This is a genomic window from Bradyrhizobium betae (assembly GCF_008932115.1).
GTDB classification, from domain to species: Bacteria; Pseudomonadota; Alphaproteobacteria; order Rhizobiales; family Xanthobacteraceae; genus Bradyrhizobium; species Bradyrhizobium betae.
In genome coordinates this window covers 5,721,972-5,746,004 of record NZ_CP044543.1, presented here as the reverse complement: position 1 = coordinate 5,746,004, position 24,033 = coordinate 5,721,972, and the positions used below count along the sequence as shown (strand labels likewise).

Genomic DNA, 24,033 nt, shown 5'->3' with positions numbered 1-24,033 from the left:
GGATTCGACTTTTGAATCTCGCCTGAAACCTCAGCCCCGCCCCTGCGGCAGGTCACCCTCCCGCCCCCCATCTGGGGAAGCTGGATGAGCTAAAAGTGCATAATCACTTGGCTTTCGCCCGCCGCGCGGCGGTGCTAAGAGGCGGCGGATATTCACGTGGCGCGCCGCAAGCGCCGTTCCCAAGAGGGCTTCCCCGATCATGGCAAAAATCAAGGTATCCAATCCCGTCGTCGAACTCGATGGCGACGAGATGACCCGGATCATCTGGCAGTACATCAAGGACAAGCTGATCAACCCGTTCCTTGACGTCGAGCTGCTCTATTTCGACCTGGGGATGGAGTACCGCGACCAGACCAACGATCAGGTCACCATCGACGCCGCCGAAGCCATCAAGAAGGTCGGCGTCGGCGTCAAGTGCGCCACCATCACCCGGACGAGGCCCGGGTGAAGGAGTTCAACCTCAAGCAGATGTGGAAGTCGCCGAACGGCACCATCCGCAACATCCTCGGCGGCGTGATCTTCCGCGAGCCGATTATCTGCAAGAACGTTCCGCGCCTCGTTCCCGGCTGGACCAAGCCGATCATCATCGGCCGCCACGCCTACGGCGACCAGTACCGCGCCACCGACTTCAAATTCCCCGGCAAGGGCACCCTGTCGATGAAGTTCGTCGGCGAGGACGGCACCGTGATCGAGCGAGAAGTGTTCAAGGCCCCCGGCGCCGGCGTCGCCATGGAGATGTACAATCTCGACGACTCCATCATCGACTTCGCCCGCGCCTCGCTGAACTACGGCCTGCTGCGCAACTACCCGGTCTACCTGTCGACCAAGAACACCATCCTCAAGGTCTATGACGGCCGCTTCAAGGACATCTTCCAGGACATCTACGACCGCGAGTTCAAGAAGGAATTCGAGGCCAAGGGCCTGACCTACGAGCACCGCCTGATCGACGACATGGTGGCCTCGGCGCTGAAATGGTCCGGCGGCTATGTCTGGGCCTGCAAGAACTACGACGGCGACGTGCAGTCCGACACGGTCGCGCAGGGCTACGGCTCGCTCGGCCTGATGACCTCGGTGCTGCTCACCCCCGACGGCAAGACGGTGGAAGCGGAAGCTGCCCACGGCACGGTGACCCGCCACTACCGCGAGCACCAGAAGGGCAAGGAGACCTCGACCAACTCGATCGCGTCGATCTTCGCCTGGACCCGTGGCCTGTCGCACCGCGCCAAGCTCGACAACAATGTCGAGCTCGCCAAGTTCGCCAACACGCTGGAGAAGGTCTGCGTCGACACCGTCGAGGAAGGCTACATGACCAAGGACCTCGCGCTCCTGGTCGGCGCCGACCAGCGCTGGCTCTCGACCACCGGCTTCCTCGACAAGGTCGCGGAAAACCTGGCAAAGGCGCTGGCGGCCTGACGGCCATCCGCAATTTCGCCCGACTGGGCCAGACATCATCACGGGCCGCGCTTTCGAGCGCGGCCCGTTTCTTTTTTTGAGAGCTTTTGCGGAGATGCGACCATGTTCATCAAGCTTGCTGCCCCCACCCTGCTGCTCGCGGCTCTGATCGGACCGGCCGCGGCCGCCGACCCACTCCCCGACGCCATCGCAGCGGCCGGCGAGACCATCGTGCTCAGCGTCCATGCCGAAGGCGCGCAGGTCTATGAATGCAAGGCCGGCACCGACGGCAAGCTCGCCTGGGCCTTCCGTGAACCGATCGCGACGCTGCTGTCCGAGGGCAAGACCATCGGCCGGCACTATGCCGGACCGAACTGGGAGCATGCCGACGGCAGCGCGGTCGCCGGCAAGGCGACCGGCAACGCACCGGGTGCGACGGCCGCCGATATCCCCTGGCTGAAGCTGGACGTCACCGCCCATCGCGGCAGCGGCGTCCTCACCCCCGTCACCACGGTCCAGCGCATCAACACCCATGGCGGCAAGCTCGACGGCGTCTGTGACAAGGCCGGTGAGTTCAGGAGCGCGCCCTATTCGGCCGAGTACGTCTTCCTGAAGAAGGGCTGAGGCCAATGCTCTTCATGGTGATCGAACGCTTCAGGGATCGCGATCCCGTTCCGGTCTACCGACGCGTCCGCGACGAGGGCGTCAAGTTTCCGGACGGCCTCAAATATCACGGCAGCTGGATCGAGCCGAATTTCGACCGCTGCTTCCAGCTGATGGAATGCGACGACGCCCGCCTGCTGCAGGAATGGGTGCTGAACTGCCAGGGCAATGGCATGACCTTCGAGATCGTGCCTGTGGTGCCGAGCAAGGAGACGCGCGAGGTGGTCGCGCCGTTCCTCGACAAGGACTGACGGCTATTTGCCGCGGCGCCCGTCTTCCTGTTCGGCCTGTGCCAGTTCAGCCGGCGCAAGGTCGCCGGTGTCGGCGAGCCGCGCCTTGGCGGTGGTGTGGACGTGCTCGGCAAGCGTCGGCATGCGTTCGATCAGGGCGTGAAAATCGTGAGCATCGAGCACCAAGAGCCGCGTCTTGCGCGTCGCCGTCACGGTGCCGCTGCGCTTGGTCTTGTGCAGCAGCGCGATCTCGCCGAAGAAGGTGCCGTCGGCGAGCCGCACCTGCTGGCTCGGCAGCGCGATCTCGACCTCGCCAGCGGTGATGAAGTACATCGACGAGGCGGCGTCGCCCCGCCGCACCAGGATCTCGTCCTGCTCGACGGTGCGGGCGCGGAGCAGACGCATGATGTCGGCGATCTCCGCGGCCGACAGATGCGAGAACAGCGGCACCCGCGCCAGCATGCCCCAGGTCACGACGAAGTCGCGCCGCTTCACCTCTTCGGCGAAGGCGGTCGAGATGATCGCGACCGGCAGCGCGATCATGGCGAAGCCGCTGACGATGGTGAAGACGGAGACGAATTTTCCGAGCGCCGTCACCGGCACGACGTCGCCATAGCCGACGGTGCCGAGCGTCACGATCGCCCACCACATCGCCTGCGGGATGGTGCCGAGCTTGTCCGGCTGCACGTCGCGCTCGATGGCGTAGAGCAGCGAGGCGAAGGTCAGCACAGCGCCGATCAGGATGACGATGCAGCCGATCAGCGCGCGCCGCTCGGCGTGCACGGCGGCCAGGAGCGAGCGCATCGCCGGCGAGTATCGTATCAGCTTGAAGAAGGGCAGCACGCCGAGCGCCGCCAGCGTCGCATGCCGGCCCGTCGCCAGCACGATCGCGGCGGGCAGGAACGCCAGCAGATCGATGATGCCGAGCGTCGAGAAGGCATAGCCGAGCCGGTCGGCGAGTGCGGACGCCTTGCGCTGCGTGTGACCCGCCACCGTCCACAGCCGCGCGGCATATTCCAGCGCGAACACGATCACGGACAGGATCGTGATCGCCGAGAACAGTGCGCCGAACTGCGAGTCCAGCTCCGGCACCGAGGCGAGGATCATCGCAGTCACGTTGAGCACGATGACGCCGATGATGAGCTGGATGAAGCGCGATCCCGCCGAATAGGCCAGCGGATCGTGCTCCAGCAATTCGTAGAGGCGATCCCTCAAGTTGGGGTCGCGAAGCCCAATTCCTCGCGGAACGAGGCGCATGGCTGCTTAAGCGCCCGCTGCGATGGCTTTTTGGATCTCCGACAGGGCGTCGAGAGCCTTTGCTCCGTCGGGTCCGCCTCCTTGCGCCATCTCGGCCCGGCCGCCGCCGCCCTTTCCGCCGACGACCGGCACGCCGATCTTGACGAGGCTTGCGGCGTCGAAACGGGCCGACAGATCCTTGGTCACGCCGACAACGAGGCTGGCCTTGCCGTCAGCCGTCGTATTCGCAACCGCGACGACACCCGACTTGATCTCGGCCTTGGCCTGGTCGACCAGCGACTTGAGTTCATCGCTCGGCAATCCCGTGACGTGAAGCCTGTAGAACTTGACGTCGCCGATCTCCACGACGTTGGACTGTCCGCCGTCGCCGCCTCCCGCGCCGCCGCCCATCGCGAGCTTCTTGCGGGCGTCGGAGAGTTCGCGCTCGAGCTTCTTGCGCTCGTCCATCAGGGCTGCGATGCGCGCCGGGACGTCCTCGATCGAGGTGCGCAGCTCGCCTGCCGCCGTCTTCGCCAGCGCCATGGTGTCGTTGGCGTGTTTTCGCGCGTAGTTGCCCGTCAGCGCCTCGATGCGGCGCACGCCGGAGGCCACCGCGCTCTCGCCGGTCAGCGTGATCAGGCCGATGTCGCCGGTGCGCCGCACATGGGTGCCGCCGCAGAGTTCGACCGACCAGCCGAGCGCGTTGGCGCCGCGCTCGCGCGCGGTCCGGCCCATCGAGACGACCCGGACCTCGTCGCCGTATTTCTCGCCGAACAGCGCACGCGCCCCGGCCTCACGCGCTTCATCGACGCCCATGACCCGGGTCGTCACTTCGTCATTCTCCAGCACCACGTCGTTGGCGATGTCCTCGACGCGGGCGAGCTCTTCCGCCGTGATGGGCTTCGGATGCACGAAGTCGAAGCGCAGGCGGTCGGGCGCAACCATCGAACCGCGCTGTGCGATGTGGTCGCCGAGCACCTGGCGCAGCGCCTCGTGGATGAGATGCGTCGCCGAGTGATGCGCGCGGATCGACGAGCGCCTGCCGTGATCGACCTCGAGCTGCAGCGCGGTGCCGAGCTTCAGCTCGCCGCTCTCCACCGTGCCGACATGGACAAAGAGATCGCCGAGCTTCTTCTGCGTGTCGGTGACGCGGAACCTGATGCCGCCCTCGCCCGTCAGCACGCCGGTGTCGCCGACCTGGCCGCCGGACTCCGCGTAGAACGGCGTCTGGTTCAGCAGCAGCGCGCCGGTCTCGCCGGCCTTGAGGTGGGCGACTTCCTGGCCGTCCTTCACCAGCGCGGAGACCACGCCTTCGGCGCTCTCGGTCTCGTAGCCCAGAAATTCAGTGGCGCCGAGCTTCTCGCGCAGCGGGAACCAGATCGCCTCGGAAGCAGCCTCGCCCGAGCCCTTCCAGGACTCGCGCGCCTTGGCCTTCTGGCGCTCCATCGCGTCGGTGAACGAGGCCTGGTCGACGCCGATGCCGCGCGATTTCAGCGCGTCCTGCGTCAGATCCAGCGGGAAGCCGTAGGTGTCGTACAGCGTGAAGGCGACGTCGCCGTCGAACATGTCGCCCTTCTTCAAGGACGCGCTCTTCTCGTCGAGGATGGCAAGGCCGCGCACCAGCGTCTTGCGGAAGCGGGTCTCTTCCAGCCGCAGCGTTTCCTCGATCAGATTCTCCGCGCGCATCAATTCGGGATAGGCCTGGCCCATCTCGCGCACCAGCGCCCAGACCAGCCGATGCATCAGCGGCTCCTTGGCCCCTAACAGCTGCGCATGGCGCATCGCGCGGCGCATGATCCGGCGCAGCACATAACCGCGGCCCTCGTTCGAGGGCAGCACGCCGTCGGAGACCAGGAAGGCGGAGGAGCGCAAGTGGTCGGCGATGACGCGGAACGAAGCCACGGTCTGCTCGTTCGGCCCGCTGCCGAGCGCGGAAGCGGTCGCGTCGATCAAATGGCGGAACAGATCGGTCTCGAACACGCTGTCGACGCCTTGCATGATGCAGGCCATGCGCTCGAGGCCCATGCCGGTGTCGATCGAGGGACGCGGCAGCGGTACGCGCTCCTCTTTCGTCACCTGCTCGTATTGCATGAACACGAGATTCCAGAATTCAAGGAAGCGGTCGCCGTCCTCTTCCGGCGAGCCCGGCGGTCCGCCCCAGATGTGATCGCCGCGATCGATGAAGATCTCGGAGCATGGCCCGCACGGGCCGGTGTCGCCCATCGCCCAGAAATTGTCCGAGGTCGGGATGCGGATGATGCGGTCGTCGGAGAAGCCCGCGATCTTCTTCCACAGGCCAGCCGCCTCGTCGTCGGTGTGGTAGACGGTGACGAGCAGCTTGTCCTTCTTCAGCCCGAAGTCGCGGGTGATCAGCGTCCAGGCCAGCTCGATCGCGCGCTCCTTGAAATAATCGCCGAACGAGAAGTTGCCGAGCATCTCGAAGAAGGTGAGATGGCGCGCGGTGTAGCCGACATTGTCGAGGTCGTTGTGCTTGCCGCCGGCGCGCACGCATTTCTGCGACGTGGTGGCGCGCTGATAGGGCCGCTTCTCGACGCCGGTGAAGACGTTCTTGAACTGCACCATGCCGGCATTGGTGAACATCAATGTCGGATCGTTGCGCGGCACCAATGGCGAGGACGACACGATCTCGTGGCCGTTCTCGGCAAAGAAGTTCAGAAAGGTCGACCTGATCTCGTTGACGCCGCTCATGTTCATCCAATCGGGTGTGCTGGAGCATGATCCGGAAAAGTGTGAAGCGGTTTTCCGAAAAGATCATGCTCAAACAAAGAGCTAAAGCGCGATGACTCTTCATTGCGCTTTAGAACCCGCTGACTTGCCATCCAAACCGCGAGTTTGGACTGATATCTGCGGGCCAGAGCGCTTTTAGACAAGGCCAGCTTCGCTGTCCAGAAACTGTGCAGGCGGATCAGTGGGTTGCCGCATCAGCGCAATCCCGTTGCAATCCCTTTGGAAAGGCGCAAAGCCTGCGTTGACAGGCTTGGGCGCCCTGTGGTCTGTACCCATCTGTATCGTACGGCCACGTCGGGAGAGACCGGCATGGGTGCCGGCGCCGAAGGAGCAACCGCCCCGGAAACTCTCAGGCAAAAGGACCGCGTGGCTTTGACGACATCTGGAAAGAGGCACTGGCGGGCTTAAGACCCGGACAGCGTCCGCCGACGGGATAATACTCTCAGGCACAGCGACAGATGGGGCTTCGATGGGTGTCCTCGCGGGAATCGTCCCCGGGGAACCGCCGAGGGCTCCGTAATGCTTGCGCGCGACGACCAAGACTCCCTGAAAAAGACGCCCCTTCACGGGCTGCATGTGTCCCTCGGCGGCAAGATGGTGCCGTTTGCGGGATATGACATGCCGGTGCAATACCCCGCCGGGGTCCTTAAAGAGCATCTGCATACGCGCTCTTCCGCCGGCCTGTTCGACGTCTCCCACATGGGCCAGATCGCGCTCCGCCCGAAGTCGGGCAAGGTCGAGGACGCCGCCCGCGCGCTGGAGCGACTGGTGCCGCAGGATATCGTCGCGATTGCACCGGGACGGCAGCGCTACGCCCAGTTCACCAATGAAAACGGCGGCATCCTCGACGATCTCATGGTCGCCAATTTCGGCGATCACCTGTTCCTGGTCGTCAACGCCGCCTGCAAGGACGCGGACGAGGCGCATCTGCGCGCGAATCTCGCGGACGACTGCGTGATCGATTCGCTTTCCGACCGCGCGCTGATCGCGTTGCAGGGCCCGAAGGCGGAATCCGTGCTGGCGAAATTATGTGCAGAGGCGCCCACCATGAAGTTCATGGATGCCGGCCCGCACAAGGTTGCCGGCCTCGCCTGCTTCGTCTCGCGCTCGGGCTACACCGGCGAGGACGGGTTCGAGATTTCGGTCCCCGCCGCCGATGCCCAGCGTCTTGCGAAGACCCTGCTGGAAAACCCCGACGTGATGCCGATCGGCCTCGGGGCCCGCGACAGCCTGCGGCTGGAAGCCGGGCTTTGTCTCTACGGCCACGACATCGATACCGAGACCACGCCGGTCGAGGCCGCGCTGGAATGGTCGGTGCAGAAGAGCCGCCGCACCGGTGGCGCCCGCGCCGGCGGCTTTCCCGGCGCCGAAAAGATTCTCGCGCATTTCGACAATGGCGCCTCCCGCCGCCGCGTCGGCCTGCTCGCGCTGGGTCGCGCGCCGGTGCGCGAAGGCGCGCTGCTGTTCGCAAATAGCGAGGGCGGCGAGGCCATCGGAAAGGTCACCTCGGGCGGTTTCGGTCCGAGCCTGAATGCGCCGGTCGCGATGGGCTATGTGCCCACGAGCCACAGCGCGCTCGGCACAAATCTTTTCGCCGAGGTGCGCGGCCAGCGATTGCCGCTTACCGTCGCCGCCATGCCCTTCGTCAAGAACACCTACAAACGCTGAGGATTGAGACAATGACCACGACGCTGTACACCTCCGACCATGAATGGCTCGCCATCGACGGCGATGTCGCCACCGTCGGGATCACCGACTACGCGCAGTCGCAGCTCGGCGACGTCGTGTTCGTCGAGCTGCCCAAGGTCGGCCGCTCGCTGAAGAAGGCGGAAGCCGCCGCCGTGGTGGAATCGGTCAAGGCCGCCTCCGACGTCTACGCGCCCGTGACCGGCGAGGTGCTCGAGGTGAATGACGCCCTCATCGCCGAGCCGGCGCTGGTCAATTCCGATGCGCAAAGCAAGGCCTGGTTCTTCAAGATCAGGATTGGCGACAAGAGCGAGCTCGGCGGCCTCATGGATGAAGCAGCGTACAAGGCACACACGGCGTGAAGATATGAGCCAAGCGGTCGCCTCCCACTCGGTGTCATCGCCCGCGCAGGCGGGCGATCCAGTACGCCGCGGCCCATCGGCTCAATCACGAACGCCTGCGTTTACTGGATCGTCCGCCTTCGCGGACGATGACAACGACGACGGCGACAGCGAAATCTAGCGAGGACCCATGATGACCGCGCACCGCAAATCCAACGGCGACACCGCCACTTTCGTTCGACGCCACATCGGCCCCTCCGCGCGCGATGTCACCGCGATGCTGGAAACCGTCGGCGCCAAGAGCGTCGATGCGCTGATGGCCGAGACGCTGCCGGCCTCGATCCGGCAGGCCGCGCCGCTCGATCTCGGCAAGCCGCTCAGCGAGACCGAGGCGATCGCGCACATGGGCGAACTCGCGCGTCAGAACCAGGTCTTCACCTCGCTGATCGGTCAAGGCTATTCCGGCACCATCCTGCCCGCGGTGATCCAGCGCAACATCCTGGAGAACCCGGCCTGGTACACGGCCTACACGCCCTACCAGCCCGAGATCAGCCAGGGCCGTCTGGAAGCGCTGCTCAACTTCCAGACCATGATCTGCGACCTCACCGGGCTCGACATCGCCAACGCCTCGCTGCTGGACGAAGCCACCGCCGCCGCCGAAGCGATGGCGCTCGCCGAGCGGCACTCGCAGGTGAAAGCAAAAGCCTTCTTCGTCGACAAGGACGTGCATCCGCAGACGCTGGCCGTGATGCGCACCCGCGCCGAGCCGCTGGGCTGGACCTTGGTCGTCGGCGATCCTCTCGCCGATCTCGACAAGGCCGACGTGCTCGGAGCGCTGCTGCAATATCCAGGAAGCTCGGGCGCCGTGCGCGACCTCCGGCCCGCCATCGCGGCGCTGAAGGCCAAGGGCGCACTCGCGATCGTCGCGGCCGATCTGCTGGCGCTGACGCTGCTCGCCTCGCCCGGCGAGCTCGGGGCCGACATCGCCATCGGCTCGGCGCAGCGCTTCGGCGTGCCGATGGGCTATGGCGGACCGCACGCGGCCTATATGGCGGTGCGCGACGCGCTGAAGCGCTCGCTGCCCGGCCGCATCGTCGGCCTCTCCGTGGATTCACGCGGCGCGCCCGCCTATCGCCTTGCGCTGCAGACCCGCGAGCAGCACATCCGCCGCGAGAAGGCGACCTCCAACATCTGCACCGCGCAGGTGCTGCTCGCCGTGATCGCCTCGATGTACGCGGTCTATCACGGCCCCGAGGGCCTGACGCAGATCGCGCGCAATGTGCATCGGCGCGCCGCCGTGCTCGCCGCCGGCCTGCGCAAGCTCGGCTTCACGCCCGATAGCGAAAGCTTCTTCGACACGCTCAGCGTGGACGCTGGCGCCAAGCGCGCCGGGATCATCGCGCGCGCTGCCGCCGAGAAGATCAATCTCGGCGTCGGTGAGACGAACTTGCGCATCGCGCTCGACGAGACCACCACGCCCGCGACGGTCGAGGCGGCCTGGCGCGCCTTCGGCGGCACGCTTTCCTATGCCGAGATCGACGCCACCACGCGCGAGGCCCTGCCGGAGGCGCTGAAGCGTACCACCGGTTTCCTGGCTCACCCGGTCTTCCACGCGCATCGCTCGGAGACCGAGATGCTGCGCTACATGCGCAAGCTCAGCGACCGCGACCTCGCACTCGACCGCGCGATGATTCCGCTCGGCTCCTGCACCATGAAGCTGAACGCGACCACCGAAATGATGCCGCTGACCTGGCCGGAGTTTGCGACATTGCACCCGTTCGTCCCGCGCGAGCAGGCCGCCGGCTATCACGCGCTGTTCGCGCGGCTGGAGAAATGGCTGTGCGACATCACCGGTTATGACGCGATCTCGCTGCAGCCGAACTCCGGCGCGCAGGGCGAATATGCCGGCCTGCTTGCGATCCGCGGCTATCATGCCGCGCGCGGGGAGAGCCATCGCAAGATCTGCCTGATCCCCTCCTCCGCCCATGGCACCAACCCGGCCTCGGCCGCGATGGCCGGCATGGACGTGGTGGTGGTCGCCTGCGAGAAGAACGGCGACGTCGACGTCAACGATCTCCGCGCCAAGGCGGAGAAACACTCGGCGAATCTGGCCGCGGTCATGATCACCTATCCCTCGACCCATGGCGTGTTCGAGGAGCACATCCGCGAGATCTGCGACATCGTCCACGGCCATGGCGGCCAGGTGTATCTCGACGGCGCCAACCTCAATGCGCAGGTCGGCCTGAGCAGGCCCGGCGATTACGGCGCCGATGTCAGCCATCTCAATCTGCACAAGACCTTCTGCATCCCGCATGGCGGCGGCGGCCCCGGCATGGGCCCGATCGGCGTCAAGGCGCATCTCGCACCGTTCCTGCCGGGTCATCCCGCGACGAACGGCGATGCGCCGGTCGGTCCGGTCTCGGCCGCGCCGTTCGGCTCGGCGTCGATCCTGACCATCTCCTACATCTACATCCTGATGATGGGCGGCGACGGCCTGAAGCGCGCCACCGAGATCGCGATCCTCAACGCCAACTACATCGCCGCGCGCCTCGATCCGCACTTCCCGGTGCTCTACAAGAACGAGAAGGGCCGCGTCGCGCATGAGTGCATCGTCGATCCCCGTCCGCTGAAGACGACGAGTGGCGTCACCGTTGACGACATCGCCAAGCGCCTGATCGACTACGGCTTCCATGCGCCCACGATGAGCTTCCCGGTGCCGGGCACGCTGATGATCGAGCCGACAGAGTCGGAATCCAGGGCGGAGCTGGACCGGTTCTGCGACGCCATGATCGCGATCCGCAAGGAGATCGCCGAGGTCGAGGCCGGCCGCTTCAAGATCGAAGCGTCGCCGCTGCGCCACGCCCCGCACACCGTGCACGACATCGCCGACGACGACTGGAAGCGCCCCTACACCCGCGCCGAGGGCTGCTTCCCCGCGGGCACCTCGCGCACCGACAAATACTGGTGCCCGGTGGGGCGCGTCGACAACGTCTATGGCGACCGCAACCTGGTGTGCTCGTGCCCGCCGGTGAGCGATTACGCGGAGGCCGCGGAGTAGGCCTCGTAGGGTGGGTTAGGCGAAGCCGTAACCCACCATTTATCCATCCGCGGAAATCAACAGTGGTGGATTACGCCTTCGGCTAATCCACCCTACCATTCCGACTTAAGGCGCAACCAGCGATCGGCTTTCGCGATCCCATCGCCAGAGCTTTTCGTTGGTGAGTTCAGTCCCGCCCCACCAGCGATAGATCTGGTTGTGGCGCCACATGTCGTCCTCGCGCGCAAAAATTGAACGCCCGAGTTCGGTCAGCGTGACCTTCCACTCGCTCCTGCCGAAGTAGCGGTCCTCATTGTCGAACGCCGGATCGCCCAGCAGGACCGCCGGCGCCGGATGTGCACCCAGTTCGAGCAAGGCATCGCCCGCGTCGTTTGCGTCGAACACATCGCGCATCCACCTCGCCTCGGCGACGCGCTTTGGGTCGGTGTGCCCATCGTTCACGAAGTCCAGAATGTCCATTTCGCTGGCACCGAGTCCCGTCACGCTGTCCGGAAGTTCTTCGAGCAACGCAATGAGCGCCGATCGAAGTCGCGGCAGGATCATCAGATCCGTCATCAGGAGATTGAAACATGATTCCGGCGTTTCAGCCCGGTAGGCTTGCCAGGCGCGCCTTGCCATCGCGAAATGATTGTCGGTCACCCTGAAGGCCGGCAGCTTCCATTTTGCGACAGATTCCGGCGCATAGTTCGCAACCTGATCGTCTGTTTGCACCAGGCTGAGCTTCGTCGTGATCTCCTTGTAGGGACGAAGCAGATCCAGCAGCCAGACCAGCACAAGCTGGTCATTTGGCCGAGGATCGACCCATATTTCTATTGAGTCGAACTTTTCACACAGCTCGAAGAAGCCGACATCGCGCGTGCCGAAACCGCTGAGCTTGTCGGGACAAGCGTGATCGAGCCAATGATTGCCGGGATTACGGTGATTCGCCGATCGACGCTCCAGTCCCATCAAAAGCTGATTCTCGGAAGGCAATTTCGCCCAGACGAAGCGCGGACAGAGTGCGAGCACGACATTCGCGAGGCGCGTCTGGCCAAGCGTGTTTTCCGCGCGATCGTTCGTCGCCAGGATCAAATGGGACACGATTGCCTCTCAAAATTGATACGCAAGAAAGGAATGTCTTGAGCGACTAGATAAATATCATTCGGGCGCGACAAGGGCGCGGGTCTCATTGTCCCACTGCCATAACCGTTCGTCGGTTAGGTGAGTGCCGCCCCACCAGCGGTCAATCCGGTTGTGCCGGCGAAAATTCTGGGCGCCTTCGAGCACCGCCTTGCCGAACGCGGTCAGCGACAATTGCGATCGCTTGTACCGATCGAAACGAGCGGAATCGTTGTGCATCTCCAGGGAAAACGGACCTTCATCCAGTCCGGCGACCGCTGGCCTGTCGCACCGGGCGAGCCCGTCAAGTAATTCGCCAACTTCCCAATATCCGTAGACAGGCAGCTCCTCCTGCTTCCGACGCCCCGGAAAGACATCGAAAGGCTGCAGGCCACCTCGCGCGATGAGCTGGAGTATCCGCAGCTCCGTGGCGCCAAGGCCCGAATCCGGGCGCGGCAGCTCTTGGAGAAGAGCCATCGCGTGATGTGCAAGTTGCGGCAGCCAGTGCAAATCGGTCTTGAAGAGACCGCGCCAGCTTTCCGGGGTTGGCGCACAATAGGCCCCCCATGCACGGCTGGCCGATTTGAGTTGGCGAGGAGTGATCCCGACGACCGGCGGGTAGGATTCATCTCGCGGTGGGTCGACGTCCCTGACGCCCAGGAACAGAGAGCGGACAACAAAGTCGGGATTCGCATCGTGTCGGCGGCGCCAATAATCGAGCAGCCAGAGCAGGATCAACTGCGCATTTGGCTCCGGTCCCCGCCAAAACTCGACCGCGTCGTAATCCCCCAGCAGTTCGATGAATCCTCGATCCGTCGCACCCGATTCCTCGAGACGCCATGAGGGCGTATCGTCGAGCCAATGAAGCCCTCGAGGCTGTGTGGTACGCGGCGCAAAAAACGCGTCGAGCTCAGCATCGGACGGCAATCGTCCCCACACGAGCCGACGCTCGACCGCAATGACGAGATCCGCAAGGCCCGCCTGTTGAATGGCGCCGGCGATGGACGAGTCGGTCGTCACGATGAGCTTCGTCATTGCTTGGATCCATCAAGGCTTCGTCAGAGCAGCGCCGTAGCGCCACAGCCGGTCGTTGGTCAGATGCGTACCGCCCCACCAACGATCAATCGGATTGTAACGGCTGAAATCTTCCTGATGAGCCAGGACGGCCTTGCCGAACTCGGTCAGCGACAACCGGCTGCGGAGATACGCGGCGTGCCGATCCCTCAGGTTCTGTCGGTCGATTGTGCGCAGTTCATCGTCCAGCCCTGCCACCGCAGGCTTCGGACCATGCGCCAGCCCTTGAAGCAACCATCCCGATTCAAATTCACCAAATATCCGCGTGCCTCGGAGTGAGCGCAGGTGAAATAGCGCATTTGTGAGCGTGAACCCTCGCGCAATGAGCTCCAAGAACCGCAACTCAGTCGCACCAAGTCCTGTTAAAGGCGACGGAAGCTCTGCCAACAGATCGACCAGAGCCGGCCTCAACATCGGCAAAGCGCTAAGGTCTTTGTGGAGCAGATCAGCGGAGGCCTCCGGTGTCGGCGCGCAATAGGCCTGCCAAGCCATCTTGGCGGTCGCGAGCTCACGGGCCCCGACGTCCACGAGGGGAATATAAGAGGTGGATTTTCCGAGTCGTTCGATGCTCACGTCGAAAAAATCAGACGGTACCAAGCGCAATCGGAGCTTTTCCAGCAGCGCGGGGCATGACCCGAGATAGTCGAGCAGCCAAATCAACTGCAATTGGTCTTCGGGGCTCCGGTCAAACCAAAGTTCAATCTCGTCATAGCGCTCGCAAAATTCGGCAAAAGGCCGTTTCCTGCGATTTTTGAAGGCGGGAGGCCAGACGATGCCCCAATCCGACCAGTGATCGCCTGTCTTGAGCGTCGCCGAACGCGCCCCGAAATAAGCTGCGAAATGTTCAGGCGAAGGCAGCCGATCCCACGCGAAACAAAAAAAGAAAAAAACGACGATTTCAGCCAACTCCAATTTGGCAAGATCGGAGCCGGACGAACTGGTCAAAATCAGACGTTTCACCGCGGCTGCCTCCCACGCACAAAAAGAAACGGGCACTGACGACGTCGGCAACTCAACGTCCTCAGCGCCCGCTCCTCGCGAAAAACTCTTTCGCGCTAAGGCTTACTCGTCTCCCGGCTCCTCGCCGTCGGCGTCGCGCTCGGGCGTGCCGGCCAGGATCTGCTCGGCGATCAGGCCGGAGTTCTGGCGGATCGCGGTCTCGATCTTGGCGGTGATGTCGGGATTGGCCTTCAGGAACGCTTTCGAGTTCTCGCGGCCCTGGCCGAGGCGCTGGCTGTCATAGGAGAACCAGGCGCCGGATTTCTCGACGATGCCGGCCTTGACGCCGAGATCGAGGATCTCGCCCATCTTGGAGACGCCCTCGCCGTACATGATGTCGAATTCGACCTGCTTGAAGGGCGGCGCCAGCTTGTTCTTCACCACCTTGACGCGGGTGGTGTTGCCGACGACCTCGTCGCGCTCCTTGATCGCGCCGATGCGGCGGATATCGAGGCGGATCGAAGCGTAGAATTTCAGCGCGTTGCCGCCGGTCGTGGTTTCCGGCGAGCCGTACATCACACCGATCTTCATGCGGATCTGGTTGATGAAGATCACCATGGTGTTGGACTTGTTGATCGAGGCGGTCAGCTTGCGCAGCGCCTGGCTCATCAACCGCGCTTGAAGTCCCGGCAGCGCATCGCCCATCTCGCCCTCGAGCTCGGCCTTCGGCACCAGCGCCGCGACCGAATCGACCACCAGAACGTCCACCGCACCCGAGCGCACCAGCGTGTCGCAGATTTCCAGCGCCTGCTCGCCCGTGTCCGGCTGCGAGATCAGGAGTTCGTCGATGTTGACGCCCAGCTTGCGTGCATAGACCGGGTCGAGCGCGTGCTCGGCGTCGATGAAGGCACAGATGCCGCCCTTCTTCTGCGCTTCCGCCACCGTGTGCAGCGCCAGCGTGGTCTTGCCCGAGGATTCCGGCCCGTAGATTTCAACGACGCGCCCCTTCGGCAGGCCGCCGATCCCGAGCGCGATATCGAGCCCCAGCGAACCCGATGAGATCGCCTCGACATCCATCGAGCGATCGTTCTTTCCGAGCTTCATCACCGAGCCCTTGCCGAACTGGCGCTCGATCTGGGAGAGCGCGGCGGCCAGAGCTTTACTCTTGTCCATGGAGGATCCTTCGACGATACGCAGGGCAGTGGTGGACATGGGTCGTGCTCCTTATGGCGGGGATTCGCTAGGGGGACAAACGGCTGGCGCGGCGGGTCGTCGACAAAAGCAACGTACCCCATTTGTTCCAAGTTCGCAATATGTTCTTTTGCGAATTGCGGTGCTGGCCTGTTTCCGACCTCAGTGGCCTGTTTTTGAAAACGAAAGTGGCTTGATTTGGTTTGGTGAGGTTGTGCCCACGCAATTTCAGCGCTAGCCTTACACGATTATCAATTATGACTTGCAACCTTAAGGGAGGTTACTCCATGACCCGGAAGGCTCTGTTCGGTCTCGGCGCTGGTTTCGCATTCGGCGCTGTCTTGCTTTTACTGCCAACGTTATCCGCTGGGGCGGCAGAAAGGAATTACACTCCAATATCGAAGGCCAGAATCGCTATGAAGCTCGAAAAACTGGGAGACGGTTCAATAATCGCCGTTGATGATTCCCGTTGCTTCGGCGCTGGCGGAACTTGTCAGCCTCAGGGTTGCCCAGGCGTTTGTATTGCTGTCTCTGACCAGCAGGGCACAAAACATTGCGAGTGCAGGTAAGGCCGCCTCAGTTGGCGGCCTCTTTCATTATTGATCGTCTCGCCGAATGATATTGTCCAAGGGATTGCGGCCCTCTGCAGCGGCTCGGACGTGACGCCTTCGGCCCGAACGCCTCGCATGGCGTGATCGTAAAGACCTACAGCGTAACTAACCTCGCAAAGGATGCCGTCACCCGCTACAGCCCGGCTCAAGTAGTAGCCGTAAGCCGTGAGGTAGTATCAGGCGATCCCGAGCAGTACGTTTCGACTAGCTATGTCGAGTGCCAGAACTTGACGCTGCGCATGGCATCGCGTCGGTTCACTCGCCTTACCAACGGCTTTAGCAAGAAGCTGGACAACCACGTTGCAGCCGTCGCGCTGTACGTTGCTCACTACAATCTGTGCCGCACTCATGAAGCGCTGCGCACGACGCCAGCAAAGGCGCTGGGGCTTGCTGAGCGACCTTGGAGCATTGCTCAGCTTGTTGACGCCGCGCTTGCCGTTGCGCCCGCTCTACCAACCGAGACCCCACCAGATCGACGGCGGAAGTTCGTAGTAATCAACGGAGGAAAATCTTAATCATGAATAACACGCTCAATATCAACGCAATGAATCCGATACACAAGTTGCTTGTAATCAACTCGCAAGACGCAGATGATTCCAATGCTTAGAACGGAAGACCAAATCCTGCGAGGAACCGAAGAAATTCGGTTGCGTCTACCGATCAAAGTGAGAGGGCGGGTTTTGGGCACCCGATTAACAGTCGGACCCTAACCCGCCCCCATGCTTCCTAGAGCTAGACGTCGTCGCTCTAAGAACTCTTCCCGCCCAAAATCAATTGAGGTTGTGGGCGAACAAATTCCGGCAACCGATAGACCTTCCCATCATGCACAAGCACACCGTCATTCTTCAGGCGGCTTAGATTGCTGGCTGCGCTACCCCGCAATAGTTTGATGCCGCGCTTGTGGGCTAGTTCAACCGCCGTATTCGAATTTATGCCGGTGGCACCGGTTTCACGGGCAAGATCCGTCAACAATACCTTCAGATTGGTTGCGGACACTTGGTTCTCTGTCGCAGGCGCTTGATCGCCTCTCTCAATGATTGAGATTGCGATATCGATGCCAGCGATCTTGTTCCTGATTGCTTCGCTCTGTTCGAACAGTCGAAACATAGTGTTCTCTAGGCGATCCTTCTCTTCGAGAAGGGCCTTCATTCCTGCTGATGTTTTAGCCATGGCTAGGCTCCTTAGAACGCGAATGTCGTACCGACTACGGGGATCGAACCCGTACACCTGCGAGGGTCGCGATTTTAAAGATCGCTGCGTCTACCAATTCCGCCAAGTCGGCCACGTAGCCCTTATGGACCGATTCGACCTAATCCGCAAGTTCGTTGACGGTCTTTGCAGATACGCAATGCCCTGCAAATGTAAGCAATGATGACATAACGAAAGGGTGGCCTATTTCGCATCTGCGAGTGGCCTATTTCGGCCAGTACCCGAATTGCGGGCCGGCCGCAGGCATGCGGCCGAAGCATGACGCGCATCAAAGACGCACCGCTTAGGCGCCGTCATAATTTCGCAATCCTGCTGTAGCGAACCTTTCGGCGGCGAACGGCTTTATCTGGCCGGAGACCGCCACTCTGGGGACATCGATCATGATTGAAAATACGCACCACGACGCCACCAGGCGCCACCTCCTGCTGGCGGCAGCGATGGAGGAGCTGGCGAAGTTCGAACGGAAGGAAAGCGAATTCCGCCAGAAGGATCGCCAGGAGCGCGCGGCCGAACTCCACCTTCCTGTGGACGCGATCAATGTCCAATAGGGCCGCCGGGAGCGGGCTATCGGTATCTTGACACCTCCATCAAGTCATTGACGGCACAGCGAAATCCCACAGCGACCTACTGTGCATGGGGTTGTTTTCGATGTTTCTGAGGCCGCGGCGGCGCGCGACCGCCCGGCATGGCAGCCCCACAGCTGCGCCCGTGCCGCGCCTACATCAGCGCCAGCAGGCCGATGCCGATCACCAGCACCACAAATCCAACCGCCGTCGCGGCGGCGAACGACCGCTCTACCTTGTCCATGATGCGACCCCGCTGCCGGCGCGCCACGTTTCCCCCATGGCTGCGCCTGACGGTGCGAAATCTCGCCCGCGGCTGTGGCTCCAGTCGTGCGATCGGGTGGCCAAATTGGGACGTGTGCGGGGCCAGTCTGCGGCCTGTTCGGGCGCGGCTTTCGGCCGCCGTCAGACACCCGTAAGCCAGCTCCCCTAGTCTTCTCCCGCCCGGTGGACCAACACCGGGTCTCCATACCAGCCTGAGAACCCCGCTCTGCCCCGAGCGGGGTTTTTGGTTTGCGGGCACGGGTGTGGATTCGATCCGCCGGCCTGTCAGGCTGTCGTAAGCCGGGCAGGCTAGGCTTACCTGGCTATGGTGTTGCAGCCCAGCACCTCAGCCTCCAATAACTCTCTCACCCGCTTGGCTCTCCCCAAGCGGGTTTTTTCATGCCTGCCGGCCGGCGCGCGGCTCCCTCTCCTCCTGCGTCAGCCGCAGCGAGAAGGCGCGGATCGCGGGCGCCGCCAGCAGCACGATGGGCAGCATCGCGGCCCATGCGATCAGCCACGACACCATCCAGTGCCCGAGGAAGACCGGCGCGCTGTCCGCAGGCAGGCTGGCGATGCCCGCCGCGATCAGCGAGGTCAGGCCGGACTGGATGATGCCGAAGACGAAATGACTGTAGCGGCGGGGAATGCCGAGCATGACGCACCCTTGTTGCTGGCCGTCATCAGGTCAAGCAAGGCACGTGCCGCCGGTCGCATCTCAGGCGTCGGTCAGCGTCGCGAGTTGGTCACCGGCGCACGCGGCATCTCTTCGGCGCAGCACGACAATCCCTCGAAGCGCCAGAACGTGACGACGCTGCTCTCGCCGCACTGGTCGCAGACGAGCTCCTCGTCACCGAGCATGAACCGCCCGCGCCTGAAGGTCGACGAGGACGCGGGATGCCGGCAGCGCGGACAGGCCAGCGAGATATTCCGTGCACCCCAGCGCAGCACAATGTGTCTCAGCCAGTTCACGCCTTCCTCTTCCGCGACATCGCGCTCGCACCGCCCATCGGCATTAGCAGGAGTATAAACGGATGACACGCAAAAGTGGAAAAGTGTCGACCACTCCTGCTCGCTTCGCGCCACGATGGAACCGCGGTGTGAAGGCCTTGGGCCGTCCGTGGTTCTCCCACCCTGAACGGAGTTCCCGCGGCGGCGATGTCACCTCGGGTGCCTCTTGCGGCGCAGCCTCCATAAGCCTGCCGCCTTTCGGAATCCGATTTCGTTTGTTTCGGACCACGCGCGATTTCCAAATTCCGATGATCTATCCATGGGTTATCGGGAGATTTTGCTTGTCGCGGGAATATTGTGACGCCCAACATGTTTGCGATCATGGAAGTGAATCGTGGAGGTGACCATGAATCACAGGGGCGTTGAGTTCACCGTCGCCAAGACGGCCATTCCGGGCATCTGGCAGTGGCAGTTCCGCATCGGTGAAGAGACCAAGACGGGCAAGACCGAGACGAAGATCGACCTGCTGGCGATCCGCCGTGTGCAGCTGCGCATCGATCGGGAGTTGAAGGCCATCGGACAGCGGACGGGACCTGAACCCGAGTCCGGCGGCATGGTCGCGGGTGAAAACGCCTAGTCCGCGCTGGGCAGCCGCCGCATGGTGAATTCGATCTCGCCGCCGGGCAGCTCGCGCCAAGCCTCGACCGCGCTCATATAGCCCGCCTTGGGGTAGCGGGTGAAGAAGGCCTCTGCCCTCGCCCGCGCCGCCTCACGCGGCAGGGTGAAAGTCTCGCGCAGATAACCGTCGCCGCGGCTTTCACCCGGCTGGCTGCCCATCTTGCGCCGGCGTGCCATCCGCTCGGCGAGATCCCGCGGACGATCGGCCATCCCGTACCTCCACTACGCAACACGCATGCAAGAATGTAGGGCGCGGATCGGACGAAGAGGAGTCCCGATCGGCGGCGTCAGCCGCCTCCGATCGGACGATACGATCAATTGGGAGTCGTGCCGGACTTCTTCTTCGGCGCGCTGGTTGCGGCAGACGCCTTCGGCGCAGCAGGCGCCTTCGGCGGATCGGAGCGCATGCCGCCCCAGGGATCGTTGGACGCCTTGGAGTCCGGAATCTTCTTCAGCGTTTCCTTGTAGGCCCTGTCACGCTCGGCTTCCGCGGCCTTCTCCTCCGGCGTCTTGCTCGGGCCGTCCTGCAGCAAATTGAGATTGGGCATTTGCGCGTAGGCCGGTCCCGCCAGCACGGCCAGCAGCACCGCCGCCATACGGAAAAGCTTCATCATGTACTCCTTGGGTCCATCGGGGACGGATCAACCGCGCCTGGTCGTCCCTGTCAACCGCCCGCCGAGGGCCGCATCCGGTGCACCATATCGGGCGAAGTCAGGCATTTTCAAGCCGACCGACCGGCGCAAGACCGGGTGACTTTGCCGCGCCAGTTCGCGCAAGATAGCCGCAACAACCGGTAACATAGGGGGAAACGACAGCAATGCCATCGCAGCCAGAAGCCGAGTTCGGCATCACCGAGGCCAGACGCATCCTCGGCGAGGTCTTTGCGCCCTGGGTCCAGGACCTCAACCTTACCGTCGAGCGCATGGAGCACGCGCAGCCGGCCGACATGCCCGACTGGCAGCCGAGCGCGCTGCTCCGCATGCCGTTCTCGGAGCGGCTGTGCCGCAACGGCGGCGTGGTCTGCGGCCAGGCGCTGATGGCGCTCGCCGACACCGCGATGGTGATGGCGAACCTCGCCGCCAATCGCGGCTACCGTCCCATGACCACGGTCGACCAGACCACGCATTTCATGCGCGCGGTTTCCTCCTCCGACGTGCTCGCCGACGCCCGCGTGGTGCGGCTCGGCCGCACCATGAGCTTCGGCCGCGTCACGCTGCTCTCCGCCTCCGACAACAAACCGGTAGCGATGGTGTCGAGCGCGTTCGCGATGTTGCCGGGCTGAGCATCATTCCAAACGAAGAGAGCCGCGTGAGCGCAAAGCGCACCGCGGCTCTCCATCACGATCTTATCGAAGCGAGAGACCGAAGCGCGGTTGCATCCGCGCTTCGGTACGCTTGAAGAATTACTTGCCGAGAATTTCGTCGGCCGCGGTGACGACGCTGACGGTCGGATTCTTTCCGCAATAGGCACCGAACTTCTTGGCGTTGTCGATGAACACCTCGGTGTCGATGATCGCGTTGTCCTCGTCGCCCTTGTACCAGCCATCCATCCAGGTCAGCACGACCGCGATGTTGTCTTCCCCGCTCTCGAGGAACTGCTTGCAGGTCATGGTCGAGAGGTCCCACTTGACGGCATGGGCGGGCATCGACGACAGCGAGAACGCTGCGGCGAACAGAATCGAAAGCGTGGTCTTCATCAGTATCTCCATCGGCGCGGGACGCCATAAAAAAAGGCCTGCAGGGAAGTCGGCGGAGTGACTCTCCGCTTCAACGTCGTAAACGAAGTCTGAAGCGCAGCGCAAGTAGCGCCAGTATTGAGTTTAGTTCAACGTAATTTCTATGCACTATTTCACAAACGTCATTATGGATGAACGCGAATGATCGAGAAGCGTGCAGCGCAGCGGCACCGTGTTTTCAAGGGTGGAACGATCATCTTTGAAGACAGCGGCATCGCGTGCACGGTGCGAAACATGTCGGCCAGCGGCGCGGCGATCGACCTCGAAGGCCCCGTCACATTGCCGCAATCGTTCACGCTGTCGATCGCGCGCGACAATTTCGCACGGAATTGCCGTGCCGTCTGGCGCAGCGACAGGCGCATCGGCCTCGCTTTCGTACAGTAGTACACACGGTGTGAATGCGCGTTCGCAACGCGCGCACGATGCGGTGCTATGTTCGCCCGATACGACGTCGATGGCGCCGGCAAAGGCCCCCGTTGAAGGGCGTGCAGAAGATCAGGCTGTCTTCGACGAAGAGTGGCGTCGCCTGGAATTTGGTTCGCCGCATCAACTCAGGCGGGCGGGCCGCAAGATCGCCGCTGTGTAATTCGAACGCCCGAACCAGATCACCGACATTGTCGGGCGTGATTTCTCGCAAGAGCGAAATGCGCGAGGACGGCGGCCAAATAGCCCGGGCGGGTCGCCAACGCCCACCTCGTCTATTTCGGCTTCTTGACGGGCTCGGCCGGACGCGCCCCGCTCCAAGGGTCGTACTTCTCCTTGGGCTCGGGAATGCGCTCGAGCGCGGCCTTGTAGGCCTTCTCGTCGACCTTGGGCTTGTTGTCCGTCTTGGGGGCGCCTTCGTTCGGCTGACCTCTGCCACGGCCCTGCGCCTGCACTGACACGACCGTCAGAGCCAGCAGTGCGGCTGCCATGACCAGAATTCTCATTGGTGCAATCCCCTTCGTCTGGGGTACAACCTAGCCTGCAATCCCGTAATAGCAAATGTCGCGGGCTCCCGGATCTTCAGCAAGATTTGCCTTCAGCAAATCTTGATCGGCCGGGACTTCGCCAGATCGCATTCCTGCCTATCTGTTGGCCCGCAGGGGACCTTCACGTATGTTGCGGATTGTTGCTCATGCGGCGCTGATCGCCGCCGCGCTGGCGCTGGCGTCTTGCGGCTTTGCCGACAGCCGCGCGCCGGTGCCTGAGTTCATGCGGCTGAAAGAAGCCGAGCAGCCGCCGCCCGAACCGGCCCCCGACGTCAAGCGCGTGGTGCGCGAGCAGATCAACGTGGTCTTCCTCAACACGTCCTATCCGCGCGAGGTGCACGTTGCCCCGCCCCATCGCGAGGTGCGAGGACCGGGCTGGACCGCCTGCGTCCGCGCGCAGCTCACCTCCGCGACCGGCTCCACGCTCGGCACCCAGATCTACATCGTGACGATATCAGCCGGAAAGGTGGTCGATCGCCGCCGCGCGGAGGCAGACGACATCTGCGGGTCGGAGACCTACGAGCCGATCTGACAGGCCTATTCGGGAAAAACATGCACCCGGCCGGGAACGATCCCCGCCTCCCATTCTTGTTACCTGCACAGGGCAGCTTCGGAGGAGGACATGATGAGGACGTTGACGATTGCACTGCTGGCTGGTGTCGGAGCTCTTGCTGCGGCGAGCGGCGCAAAGGCCGCCGATATCTACACGACCAGCGAATACACCAGTCCCGATCTCGTTCAGGAGGTCCGGCTCGTGTGCGACGACGCCGGCAATTGCTATCGCACCCGCGGCGGCGCGCGCGTGATCGTGCGCGACTCCTACAATGCCATGCCGCGCGAGCGCTATTACGAGCGCCGCACCTATCGCGACTGGGACGATGGTCCGCGCGCCGGCGTCGGCATTCGCGCCCCCGGCGTCAGCGTGGGCGTCGGTGTCGGCGACCGCTGGTAATAAATCAAGCCATAGTGCGCAGGACCGGACGAGACAACTCGCCCGGTCCTGCTCTCGTGATCGAAGCACATCACCGGCGTCAGGCGATGACCGCCTGTTGCTGGAACTGCTCGTAGGCCGCGATCGCATCCGCGGCATACATCAGCGACGGACCGCCGCCCATGTAAACGGCCATACCCAGCGTCTCCTCGACTTCTTCGCGCGTCGCACCGAGCTTGACCAGCGCTTCCGTATGAAAGCCGATGCAGCCGTCGCAATGCGCGGCGACACCGAGCGCAAGCGCGATCAGCTCCTTGGTCTTCTTGTCCAAAGCACCGTCCCGCGTCGCGGCCTGGGCGAGCATCGCAAACCCCTTCATCGTGTCGGGAATGTCGCTCCGCAATTTCTTCAGGTTGGCCGAGATATTCCTGGTGATATCAACGTAGTTCTTGTCCATCGGACCCTCG

25 protein-coding genes, 3 pseudogenes and 1 riboswitch are annotated in these 24,033 nt (G+C 63.2%); of the genes and pseudogenes, 13 read left to right on the top strand and 15 right to left on the bottom strand.

Annotated elements, in window-relative coordinates; genetic code table 11:
* Nucleotides 1-199 precede the first annotated feature (199 nt).
* The 3 genes and pseudogenes from F8237_RS27575 (at nt 200) to F8237_RS27565 (ending at nt 2,306) form a co-directional block, all read left to right on the top strand.
* Nucleotides 200-1,413 (top strand): annotated as a pseudogene (locus tag F8237_RS27575) (NADP-dependent isocitrate dehydrogenase).
* A 102-nt stretch (nt 1,414-1,515) separates the two neighbouring features.
* Nucleotides 1,516-2,016, top strand: a complete 501-nt coding sequence (locus F8237_RS27570) for a DUF3455 domain-containing protein (protein WP_151649363.1) — start codon at nt 1,516-1,518, stop codon at nt 2,014-2,016.
* 5 nt (nt 2,017-2,021) lie between these two features.
* Entirely contained in the window at nt 2,022-2,306 is a 285-nt protein-coding gene (locus F8237_RS27565) for a DUF3303 domain-containing protein (protein WP_151649362.1), read from the top strand.
* Nucleotides 2,307-2,309: 3 nt separating this feature from the next.
* On the opposite strand, the gene F8237_RS27560 is transcribed toward F8237_RS27565, so the two are convergent.
* Both F8237_RS27560 and alaS read right to left on the bottom strand, forming a co-directional pair.
* Nucleotides 2,310-3,542, bottom strand: coding sequence for a cyclic nucleotide-gated ion channel (locus F8237_RS27560; protein WP_151649361.1), 1,233 nt, complete (start codon nt 3,540-3,542; stop codon nt 2,310-2,312).
* A gap of 6 nt (nt 3,543-3,548) precedes the next feature.
* The gene (gene alaS / locus F8237_RS27555) at nt 3,549-6,230 is read right to left on the bottom strand and encodes an alanine--tRNA ligase (protein WP_162006245.1); all 2,682 of its coding nucleotides are present in this window, start codon (nt 6,228-6,230) and stop codon (nt 3,549-3,551) included.
* A 324-nt stretch (nt 6,231-6,554) separates the two neighbouring features.
* Nucleotides 6,555-6,643, top strand: a riboswitch (glycine riboswitch).
* A 145-nt stretch (nt 6,644-6,788) separates the two neighbouring features.
* Here alaS and gcvT point away from each other — a divergent pair.
* The 3 genes from gcvT (at nt 6,789) to gcvP (ending at nt 11,354) form a co-directional block, all read left to right on the top strand.
* Complete coding sequence (gene gcvT, locus F8237_RS27550) at nt 6,789-7,937, top strand: glycine cleavage system aminomethyltransferase GcvT (protein WP_151649359.1); 1,149 nt, start codon at nt 6,789-6,791, stop codon at nt 7,935-7,937.
* 11 nt (nt 7,938-7,948) lie between these two features.
* A complete protein-coding gene (gene gcvH, locus F8237_RS27545) occupies nt 7,949-8,317 on the top strand; it encodes a glycine cleavage system protein GcvH (protein ID WP_151649358.1) in 369 nt (122 codons plus the stop codon).
* A 172-nt stretch (nt 8,318-8,489) separates the two neighbouring features.
* The gene (gene gcvP / locus F8237_RS27540) at nt 8,490-11,354 is read left to right on the top strand and encodes an aminomethyl-transferring glycine dehydrogenase (protein ID WP_162006411.1); all 2,865 of its coding nucleotides are present in this window, start codon (nt 8,490-8,492) and stop codon (nt 11,352-11,354) included.
* A 105-nt stretch (nt 11,355-11,459) separates the two neighbouring features.
* Here gcvP and F8237_RS27535 read toward each other — a convergent pair whose 3' ends face one another.
* From F8237_RS27535 to recA, 4 genes are all read right to left on the bottom strand, one after another.
* Complete coding sequence (locus F8237_RS27535; protein ID WP_244625986.1) at nt 11,460-12,434, bottom strand: hypothetical protein; 975 nt, start codon at nt 12,432-12,434, stop codon at nt 11,460-11,462.
* Between the two features lie 57 nt (nt 12,435-12,491).
* Entirely contained in the window at nt 12,492-13,487 is a 996-nt protein-coding gene (locus tag F8237_RS27530) for a hypothetical protein (RefSeq protein WP_151649356.1), read from the bottom strand.
* Between the two features lie 12 nt (nt 13,488-13,499).
* Nucleotides 13,500-14,486, bottom strand: coding sequence for a hypothetical protein (locus tag F8237_RS27525; RefSeq protein ID WP_151649355.1), 987 nt, complete (start codon nt 14,484-14,486; stop codon nt 13,500-13,502).
* Between the two features lie 102 nt (nt 14,487-14,588).
* Nucleotides 14,589-15,677: a recombinase RecA gene (gene recA / locus F8237_RS27520; protein WP_151649354.1), complete on the bottom strand. Its 1,089-nt coding sequence runs from the start codon at nt 15,675-15,677 to the stop codon at nt 14,589-14,591.
* 634 nt (nt 15,678-16,311) lie between these two features.
* Between recA and F8237_RS27515 the strand changes: the two are divergent.
* Nucleotides 16,312-16,782: pseudogene (locus F8237_RS27515) on the top strand (hypothetical protein); the annotation flags it as partial.
* A gap of 232 nt (nt 16,783-17,014) precedes the next feature.
* Here the strand turns inward: F8237_RS27515 and F8237_RS27510 are convergent.
* Nucleotides 17,015-17,437 (bottom strand): hypothetical protein, encoded by a 423-nt coding sequence (locus F8237_RS27510; protein ID WP_151649353.1) that lies wholly within the window; start codon nt 17,435-17,437, stop codon nt 17,015-17,017.
* 419 nt (nt 17,438-17,856) lie between these two features.
* On the opposite strand from F8237_RS27510, the gene F8237_RS36495 reads away from it, so the two are divergent.
* Nucleotides 17,857-18,024 carry a hypothetical protein gene (locus tag F8237_RS36495; RefSeq protein ID WP_167527493.1) on the top strand — a complete coding sequence of 56 codons (168 nt, stop codon included), beginning with the start codon at nt 17,857-17,859 and terminating at the stop codon, nt 18,022-18,024.
* Between the two features lie 676 nt (nt 18,025-18,700).
* Here the strand turns inward: F8237_RS36495 and F8237_RS27505 are convergent.
* Nucleotides 18,701-18,958, bottom strand: a complete 258-nt coding sequence (locus tag F8237_RS27505) for a DUF2798 domain-containing protein (protein WP_151649352.1) — start codon at nt 18,956-18,958, stop codon at nt 18,701-18,703.
* A gap of 71 nt (nt 18,959-19,029) precedes the next feature.
* A complete protein-coding gene (locus tag F8237_RS27500) occupies nt 19,030-19,272 on the bottom strand; it encodes a hypothetical protein (RefSeq protein ID WP_151649351.1) in 243 nt (80 codons plus the stop codon).
* A 385-nt stretch (nt 19,273-19,657) separates the two neighbouring features.
* Here F8237_RS27500 and F8237_RS27495 point away from each other — a divergent pair, with 385 nt between their 5' ends.
* The gene (locus tag F8237_RS27495; RefSeq protein WP_151649350.1) at nt 19,658-19,888 is read left to right on the top strand and encodes a hypothetical protein; all 231 of its coding nucleotides are present in this window, start codon (nt 19,658-19,660) and stop codon (nt 19,886-19,888) included.
* Here the strand turns inward: F8237_RS27495 and F8237_RS27490 are convergent.
* Together F8237_RS27490 and F8237_RS27485 are read right to left on the bottom strand one after the other, a co-directional pair.
* Nucleotides 19,885-20,139, bottom strand: coding sequence for a hypothetical protein (locus F8237_RS27490; protein WP_151649349.1), 255 nt, complete (start codon nt 20,137-20,139; stop codon nt 19,885-19,887). The genes F8237_RS27495 and F8237_RS27490 overlap by 4 nt on opposite strands.
* A gap of 104 nt (nt 20,140-20,243) precedes the next feature.
* Nucleotides 20,244-20,540 carry a hypothetical protein gene (locus F8237_RS27485; RefSeq protein WP_151650690.1) on the bottom strand — a complete coding sequence of 99 codons (297 nt, stop codon included), beginning with the start codon at nt 20,538-20,540 and terminating at the stop codon, nt 20,244-20,246.
* 206 nt (nt 20,541-20,746) lie between these two features.
* Between F8237_RS27485 and F8237_RS27480 the strand changes: the two genes are divergently transcribed.
* A complete protein-coding gene (locus F8237_RS27480) occupies nt 20,747-21,211 on the top strand; it encodes a PaaI family thioesterase (RefSeq protein WP_151649348.1) in 465 nt (154 codons plus the stop codon).
* A gap of 120 nt (nt 21,212-21,331) precedes the next feature.
* Here F8237_RS27480 and F8237_RS27475 read toward each other — a convergent pair whose 3' ends face one another.
* Complete coding sequence (locus tag F8237_RS27475; protein ID WP_162006244.1) at nt 21,332-21,625, bottom strand: HdeA family protein; 294 nt, start codon at nt 21,623-21,625, stop codon at nt 21,332-21,334.
* A 180-nt stretch (nt 21,626-21,805) separates the two neighbouring features.
* Between F8237_RS27475 and F8237_RS27470 the strand changes: the two genes are divergently transcribed.
* Nucleotides 21,806-22,048, top strand: coding sequence for a PilZ domain-containing protein (locus F8237_RS27470; RefSeq protein ID WP_151649346.1), 243 nt, complete (start codon nt 21,806-21,808; stop codon nt 22,046-22,048).
* A 91-nt stretch (nt 22,049-22,139) separates the two neighbouring features.
* On the opposite strand, the pseudogene F8237_RS37005 reads toward F8237_RS27470, so the two are convergent.
* Together F8237_RS37005 and F8237_RS27460 are read right to left on the bottom strand one after the other, a co-directional pair.
* Nucleotides 22,140-22,331 (bottom strand): annotated as a pseudogene (locus tag F8237_RS37005) (hypothetical protein); the annotation flags it as partial.
* Nucleotides 22,332-22,362: 31 nt separating this feature from the next.
* Nucleotides 22,363-22,593 (bottom strand): hypothetical protein, encoded by a 231-nt coding sequence (locus F8237_RS27460; protein ID WP_151649345.1) that lies wholly within the window; start codon nt 22,591-22,593, stop codon nt 22,363-22,365.
* Nucleotides 22,594-22,762: 169 nt separating this feature from the next.
* On the opposite strand from F8237_RS27460, the gene F8237_RS27455 reads away from it, so the two are divergent.
* Together F8237_RS27455 and F8237_RS27450 are read left to right on the top strand one after the other, a co-directional pair.
* Nucleotides 22,763-23,167 (top strand): hypothetical protein, encoded by a 405-nt coding sequence (locus tag F8237_RS27455; protein WP_151649344.1) that lies wholly within the window; start codon nt 22,763-22,765, stop codon nt 23,165-23,167.
* A 90-nt stretch (nt 23,168-23,257) separates the two neighbouring features.
* The gene (locus F8237_RS27450) at nt 23,258-23,587 is read left to right on the top strand and encodes a hypothetical protein (protein WP_151649343.1); all 330 of its coding nucleotides are present in this window, start codon (nt 23,258-23,260) and stop codon (nt 23,585-23,587) included.
* Nucleotides 23,588-23,666: 79 nt separating this feature from the next.
* On the opposite strand, the gene F8237_RS27445 is transcribed toward F8237_RS27450, so the two are convergent.
* Entirely contained in the window at nt 23,667-24,023 is a 357-nt protein-coding gene (locus F8237_RS27445) for a carboxymuconolactone decarboxylase family protein (RefSeq protein WP_151649342.1), read from the bottom strand.
* Between the last annotated feature and the right edge of the window lie 10 nt (nt 24,024-24,033).